Raw genomic sequence first — 4,692 nt, forward strand, 5'->3', positions numbered from 1 at the left:
GGCCGCCCTCGCTCGGCTTGGCCGGCTCCGGCGGATCGGTCTTCTTGATGCCGTGGGCGATGAAGTTGACGACGTCCAGGCGCGTCACGCCCTGCTGGTGCAGGTAGTAGACGGCGTGCGAGTCCTTCTCGCCGAAGATCGCGACCAGCACGTTGGCGCCGGTCACTTCCTTCTTGCCGCTGCCGGTGGACTGCACGTGCATGATCGCGCGCTGGATCACGCGCTGGAAACCCAGCGTCGGCTGCGTGTCGACCTCTTCGGCACCGCCCACCGTGGGGGTGTTTTCCTTGATGAACTGCGCAAGGCTCTTGCGCAGGTCGTCGATGTTGGCCGAGCAGGCGCGCAGCACCTCCGCGGCCGACGGGTTGTCGAGCAGCGCCATCAGCAGGTGCTCGACGGTGATGAATTCGTGGCGCTGCTGGCGCGCCTCGACGAACGCCATGTGCAGGCTGACTTCAAGCTCTTGCGCGATCATGCTGCCTCCATAATGCATTGCAACGGGTGGCCGCCCCGACGGGCAGCGGCCAGCACCAATTCGACCTTGGTTGCAGCGACGTCCTTGGTATAGACGCCGCAGACTCCGCGGCCCTCTTTGTGAACCTTGAGCATGATCTGCGTCGCGGTTTCGAGGTCGCGCTGGAAATACTCCTGAAGCACCATCACGACAAACTCCATCGGTGTGTAGTCGTCGTTGAGCAGTACCACCTGGTACATGCGCGGCGGCTCTGTCTTCGCGGCCTGCCTTTCGGCCACGACCGCCCCCTGCCCGTCATCGGGTGTCGGCCGCTTCAACGGCTCGGGCGGTATCGGTTTTTCCTCGGGCATGGAACCATTCTATAGAGTTGATTTTGCTGTGCTCACCCGAACGGATATTGCGACACCCGGGCGAACTGCAAGGCCCGGAAATGCATCACAACGTGCCCATTGTTCTACGACGGCACCCGCAAGGGAATGCATTTGGTTGCATGGCCCTGAACCCTGGTTTGCCGCGCCTTGACAGTCACCAAGGCGGCGCACAAAATTCTTCGCTCCCAGGGATAGGAGACCAATATGGCCCAGAAGTTGTTCGGAACCGTGAAGTGGTTCAATGATGCGAAGGGATTCGGCTTCATTGAACCGGAAGGGGGTGGCGAGGATGTGTTCGCACATTTTTCGGCCATCCAGAGTGAAGGCTTTCGCACGCTCAAACAGGGCGGCCGCGTGAGCTACGAAGTGGTGCAAGGCCCCAAAGGCCAGCTCGCGCAGAACATCTCTGCGCTCGACGTACCCGAAACGATCCCGCATCGCCGCAATCCTGTCGGCGTGGCGGAGTCCTCGGCCGCCGAGGCCTAGGCCGAGAATTCACACCGCGCAAGCGGTGTGCAGCCACCTAGAAGACTACCGGCACGGCCCGGCGCTGGGTCTCGTGCGGAAAGCTTTCATCGGCTTCCCGAACGAGATGGCGTCGGGCCACTTCGTTTTTGCCACCGATCGTTCTTGCCACCGATCGCCCATGAAAAAACCCCTTGTTCCGGGCCGGAACAAGGGGTTTGCAGTGATTCGCCCGGCGGCTTCGAAGCCGCCGGCGTGGGATCACATGTGGTCGATCATCACCTGGCCGAAGCCCGAGCACGACACCTGCGTCGCGCCGTCCATCAGGCGCGCGAAGTCGTACGTGACCTTCTTCGACAGGATCGACTTTTCCATCGAGCTGATGATCAGGTCGGCCGCTTCGGTCCAGCCCATGTGGCGCAGCATCATCTCGGCCGACAGGATCTCGGAACCCGGGTTCACGTAGTCCTTGCCGGCGTACTTCGGTGCCGTGCCGTGCGTGGCCTCGAACATCGCGACCGAGTCGCTCAGGTTCGCACCCGGGGCGATGCCGATGCCGCCGACCTGGGCCGCCAGCGCGTCGGAGACGTAGTCGCCGTTCAGGTTCAGCGTCGCGATCACCGAGTACTCGGCCGGGCGCAGCAGGATCTGCTGCAGGAAGGCGTCAGCGATCGAATCCTTGATCGTGATGTCCTTGCCGGTGTTCGGGTTCTTGAACTTGCACCACGGGCCGCCGTCGATCAGTTCGGCGCCGAATTCCTTCTGCGCCAGGCCATAGGCCCAGTCGCGGAAGCCGCCTTCGGTGAACTTCATGATGTTGCCCTTGTGCACGATGGTCACGCTGGGCTTGTCGTTGTCGATCGCGTACTGGATCGCCTTGCGCACCAGGCGCTCGGTGCCCTCGCGCGACACCGGCTTGATGCCGATGCCCGAGGTGTTCGGGAAGCGGATCTTCTTGACACCGAATTCGTCCTGCAGGAACTTGATCAGCTTCTTGGCCTTGTCGCTCTCGGCCTCGAACTCGATGCCGGCATAGATGTCTTCCGAGTTCTCGCGGAAGATCACCATGTTGGTCTTCTCGGGCTCCTTCACCGGCGACGGCACGCCCTTGAAGTACTGGATCGGACGCAGGCAGACGTACAGGTCGAGTTCCTGGCGCAGCGCGACGTTCAGCGAGCGGATGCCGCCGCCGACCGGCGTCGTGAGCGGCCCCTTGATCGACACCACGTACTCGCGCAGGACCTGCAGGGTTTCCTCGGGCAGCCACACATCGGGGCCGTAGACCTTGGTCGATTTCTCGCCGGCGAAGATCTCCATCCAGTGGATCTTCTTCGTGCCCTTGTAGGCCTTCGCCACCGCGGCGTCGACCACCTTGATCATCACCGGGGTGATGTCGTAGCCGGTGCCGTCACCCTCGATGTACGGGATGATGGGCTGGTCGGGGACCTTGAGCGAGAAGTCGGCGTTGACGGTGATCTTCTGCCCGCCCTCGGGCACCTTGATGTGCTGATACATGGGATAGCTCCGCGCGCTGCTGATGTTGGAGTGACTGGAAACGGACCGCACTGAAGCCGGCGATTCTATGTCACGCACCGTGTCAACCGACTTTCGAGAGCCCGCGTTACGGGCGGACCGTCCAACGATGGATGGTGGATCCCAAAAACTTTCGAAAGGTTTTCACATGAACAAGATTCTGGCCGCCCTGATTGCTTCCCTGTTCGCTGCCGGCGCTTTCGCCGCTGACGCCAAGCCCGCTGAAGCCGCCAAGCCGGCTGCATCGGCTGCCAAGGCCGAGAAGAAGGCCGAGAAGGCCGAAGCCAAGAAGGCCGAAAAGAGCGAGAAGGCTGCTTCGGCTGCCAAGTGATTCGGGAGGAGCCGGGTTCACGCCCGCTTCGCTGAATTGAATGAGGAACGCCCGGCCTGTGCCGGGCGTTTTTCTTTGGCCCTCGCTACACTCTGCCGCGCCTGTCCACACCGAAGCCCGCCCGACCATGAAGATCCCCGCCACCCGCCTGCTGGCCCTGCTCGCTTTCGGCCCGATCGCCGCAGCCGCTCTTGCGCAGGACGCGCCGCAGCAGCTGCCCGCCATCCAGCTCACCGCCGGCATCCACAACATCCAGGCGCAGGTCGCGCAGACGCCCGAGCAACGGGCCACCGGCCTGATGTTCCGCCGCACGATGGGCACCAACGACGGCATGCTGTTCGCGTTCGAAGAGGCCGGCGTGCAGTGCTTCTGGATGAAGAACACGCTGCTGCCGCTGTCGGCCGCCTTCATCGCCGACGATGGCACCGTCGTGAACGTCGAGGACATGAAGCCGCAGACGCTCGATTCGCATTGCTCGAAGAAGCCGGTGCGCTTCGTGCTCGAGATGAACCAGGGCTGGTTCGCCAAGCGCGGGATCAAGTCCGGCGACAAGCTCTCGGGCACGCCGTTCGGGCGCTGAGCCTCACGCATCATCACCGCATGAAAAAGGCCGGTCCAGGGACCGGCTTTTTGCTGGGCGACGAACGCTCGCTCAGGCGAAGTTCTTCTCGGCGAAGTCCCAGTTGACCAGCGAGGTCAGGAAGGTCTCGACGAACTTCGGGCGCAGGTTGCGGTAGTCGATGTAGTAGGCATGCTCCCACACGTCGATCGTCAGCAGCGCCTTGTCGGCGGTCGTCAGCGGCGTGCCGGCGGCACCCATGTTGACGATGTCGACGCTGCCGTCGGCCTTCTTCACGAGCCAGGTCCAGCCCGAACCGAAGTTGCCGACGGCGCTCTTCGTGAAGGCTTCCTTGAACGACGCGTAGCTGCCGAACTTCGCGGTGATCGCCGCCGCCAGCGCGCCCTTGGGCTCGCCGCCGCCGGCCGGCTTCATGCCGTTCCAGAAGAAGGTGTGGTTCCAGATCTGCGCGGCATTGTTGTAGATGCCACCGGAGGATTTCTTGATGATCTCTTCCAGGCTCAGGGACTCGAACTCGGTGCCCTTCTGCAGGTTGTTCAGGTTCACCACATAGGCGTTGTGGTGCTTGCCGTAGTGGTATTCGAGCGTTTCCTTGCTCAGGTGCGGAGCGAGGGCGTCTTGTGCGTACGGCAGCGGCGGCAGAGTGTGTTCCATGCGAATTCCTTTCGGGTATCGAGTCAGGTGGGGCGCATTGTAGGCAGAGGAGACGCGGGTTGCAGGCGCGCGTCCGATGACGTCACTTGCGTCACGTCCACTGTCGCGCGGCCGTCGGACAGCACCGCGCCGAGCCGCTGCCCGACGGTGAGTGCCGCCACGCTGGCCACCGGCGCGCCCTGCCCGTCCTCGAGCCACGCGTAGCCGCGCGCCAGTACCTGGCGCGGGTCGACCGCCTGCAGCCGTGCCGCCAGCGCAGCGGCGCGATGCCCGGCGCCTTCGG

At 63.5% G+C, this 4,692-nt stretch carries 8 protein-coding genes; 3 read left to right on the top strand and 5 right to left on the bottom strand.

Translation table 11 applies throughout. The features are described 5' to 3' along the window. The coding region (locus AC1D12_RS25200) for a Clp protease N-terminal domain-containing protein (RefSeq protein WP_477843622.1) at positions 1 to 475 on the bottom strand (475 nt) is incomplete at its 3' end. After that, positions 472 to 825: an ATP-dependent Clp protease adapter ClpS gene (gene clpS, locus AC1D12_RS25205; protein ID WP_052204767.1), complete on the bottom strand. Its 354-nt coding sequence runs from the start codon at positions 823 to 825 to the stop codon at positions 472 to 474. The genes clpS and AC1D12_RS25200, both read right to left, overlap by 4 nt. Before the next feature lie 225 nt (positions 826 to 1,050). Between clpS and AC1D12_RS25210 the strand changes: the two genes are divergently transcribed. Further along, positions 1,051 to 1,332 carry a cold-shock protein gene (locus AC1D12_RS25210; RefSeq protein ID WP_047508850.1) on the top strand — a complete coding sequence of 94 codons (282 nt, stop codon included), beginning with the start codon at positions 1,051 to 1,053 and terminating at the stop codon, positions 1,330 to 1,332. A gap of 240 nt (positions 1,333 to 1,572) precedes the next feature. Here AC1D12_RS25210 and icd read toward each other — a convergent pair whose 3' ends face one another. Then, complete coding sequence (icd, locus tag AC1D12_RS25215) at positions 1,573 to 2,826, bottom strand: NADP-dependent isocitrate dehydrogenase (protein ID WP_047508848.1); 1,254 nt, start codon at positions 2,824 to 2,826, stop codon at positions 1,573 to 1,575. Positions 2,827 to 2,992: 166 nt separating this feature from the next. On the opposite strand from icd, the gene AC1D12_RS25220 reads away from it, so the two are divergent. Both AC1D12_RS25220 and AC1D12_RS25225 read left to right on the top strand, forming a co-directional pair. Beyond that, a complete protein-coding gene (locus AC1D12_RS25220) occupies positions 2,993 to 3,175 on the top strand; it encodes a hypothetical protein (RefSeq protein WP_047508846.1) in 183 nt (60 codons plus the stop codon). Between the two features lie 127 nt (positions 3,176 to 3,302). Beyond that, positions 3,303 to 3,755, top strand: a complete 453-nt coding sequence (locus AC1D12_RS25225; protein ID WP_047508844.1) for a DUF192 domain-containing protein — start codon at positions 3,303 to 3,305, stop codon at positions 3,753 to 3,755. A gap of 72 nt (positions 3,756 to 3,827) precedes the next feature. Here AC1D12_RS25225 and AC1D12_RS25230 read toward each other — a convergent pair whose 3' ends face one another. Next, on the bottom strand, positions 3,828 to 4,409 hold the full coding sequence (locus tag AC1D12_RS25230; protein WP_047508842.1) for a superoxide dismutase: 582 nt from the start codon (positions 4,407 to 4,409) through the stop codon (positions 3,828 to 3,830). 23 nt (positions 4,410 to 4,432) lie between these two features. Next, positions 4,433 to 4,692: exodeoxyribonuclease VII large subunit (locus AC1D12_RS25235; RefSeq protein ID WP_477843625.1), on the bottom strand; the 260-nt coding region annotated here is incomplete at its 5' end.

It is taken from the genome of Rhizobacter sp. P1_G5 (assembly GCF_056405435.1).

Coding starts and splice junctions, on each gene's coding strand:
- AC1D12_RS25225 (WP_047508844.1), top strand. CDS start 3,303: ATGAAGATCCCCGCCACCCGCCTGCTGGCCCTGCTCGCTTTCGGCCCG.
- AC1D12_RS25210 (WP_047508850.1), top strand. CDS start 1,051: ATGGCCCAGAAGTTGTTCGGAACCGTGAAGTGGTTCAATGATGCGAAG.
- AC1D12_RS25220 (WP_047508846.1), top strand. CDS start 2,993: ATGAACAAGATTCTGGCCGCCCTGATTGCTTCCCTGTTCGCTGCCGGC.
- icd (WP_047508848.1), bottom strand. CDS start 2,826: ATGTATCAGCACATCAAGGTGCCCGAGGGCGGGCAGAAGATCACCGTC.
- AC1D12_RS25230 (WP_047508842.1), bottom strand. CDS start 4,409: ATGGAACACACTCTGCCGCCGCTGCCGTACGCACAAGACGCCCTCGCT.
- clpS (WP_052204767.1), bottom strand. CDS start 825: ATGCCCGAGGAAAAACCGATACCGCCCGAGCCGTTGAAGCGGCCGACA.